Source organism: Stenotrophomonas maltophilia group sp. RNC7 (genome assembly GCF_030910085.1).
Classification (GTDB): domain Bacteria; phylum Pseudomonadota; class Gammaproteobacteria; order Xanthomonadales; family Xanthomonadaceae; genus Stenotrophomonas; species Stenotrophomonas sepilia.
This window is the reverse complement of sequence record NZ_JAVFVN010000044.1, coordinates 1-1,081: the sequence shown is the minus strand read 5'-3', so window position 1 is coordinate 1,081 and position 1,081 is coordinate 1. Positions and strand designations below refer to the sequence as shown.

Genomic DNA, 1,081 nt, shown 5'->3' with positions numbered 1-1,081 from the left:
AATCTACCTCCTGTAAATAAGTTATTAAGATTATACCATGAATTTCCACTATAAGAAATAAGTTATTAGTATGAAGTAATTCACAATATGAAAGCGAGGGCTGATTATGAATAACAACAAAAGACGAGCACATGACATAAGCAAAACAAGCCCTCACAAGCCTTTGATAGTTATATTTGAAGAACTTGACTTAACGTGGACAGAAGAAGAAATGGAAACAGCTATTAAACTTTACAACATAGGATTTAACATAATAGACATGGCAAGGCTACTTAGACCAGTTCTAGATTCTACAGACGGACAATGTGAAGTTATTCTTCTTATCCAGTATCTAATATATATAGGAAAAATCGATAAAAGGCGAGGGGAATCTTAGGTAATGTTTGTTAAGGAAGAAATTAAGAAAGAAGTATTTCAAGCAGCGCAAGAACTATCCAGCCGGACAGGATTATCTGTTTGGAATTACATAGAAGAAGCCTATAGGCATTATAAAAGGGTGGTGGAGAAGAAATGACTGAAAAAGTTGATCATCCAAAGCATTACAACATAGGGAATTTTGAAGTAATAGATGTTATAGAGGATTGGAATTTAAATTTCAACTTGGGAAATGCGGTTAAGTATATAGCTAGAGCGGACCATAAAGAAAATAAAACTGAGGATCTAAAGAAGGCTACATGGTATATCCAAAGAGAAATTGAAAGAAATAGCAAATCTCAATCAGAGGGAGTGATTTAGTATGCTGCACATTGGATATGGAAATTTTGTTCGGAAATCAAAGGTATTAGCTATTACTGGAGTAGATGCTGCGCCTTTAAAGCGGCAAAGGCAGAATGCAGAGGAGCTGAATAAACTTATAGATTGCACCAAGGGTAGAAGAACATTAAGCTTAGTTCACTTAATAGATGGATATATAATTACAAGTGTTAATGAGGCTGATACATTACGAAAGAGGATGGAAGGGAAATAAGAAAGGTGGGGTTAATGATGAAAGATACTATAGTTTGCTTGGTAGGAGAGAGTGGATCCGGCAAAACAACTATAGCCGAGTTACTTGAAAAGGAAGGTTATAACTATATAGAAA

General features: G+C 34.9%; 3 protein-coding genes. All 3 read left to right on the top strand.

Annotation, left to right across the window (positions count from 1 at the left end; all coding sequences use genetic code 11):
- The first annotated feature begins 106 nt into the window (after positions 1-106).
- Genes RCF13_RS00245 through RCF13_RS00235 form a run of 3 tightly spaced genes read left to right on the top strand, consistent with a single transcriptional unit; the run spans position 107 to position 735 of the window.
- Positions 107-376: a hypothetical protein gene (locus RCF13_RS00245; protein ID WP_308140677.1), complete on the top strand. Its 270-nt coding sequence runs from the start codon at positions 107-109 to the stop codon at positions 374-376.
- A 3-nt stretch (positions 377-379) separates the two neighbouring features.
- Positions 380-514, top strand: a complete 135-nt coding sequence (locus RCF13_RS00240; protein WP_308140676.1) for a hypothetical protein — start codon at positions 380-382, stop codon at positions 512-514.
- A complete protein-coding gene (locus RCF13_RS00235) occupies positions 511-735 on the top strand; it encodes a DUF3310 domain-containing protein (protein WP_308140675.1) in 225 nt (74 codons plus the stop codon). Before RCF13_RS00240 ends, RCF13_RS00235 begins: the two co-directional genes overlap by 4 nt.
- Positions 736-1,081 lie beyond the last annotated feature (346 nt).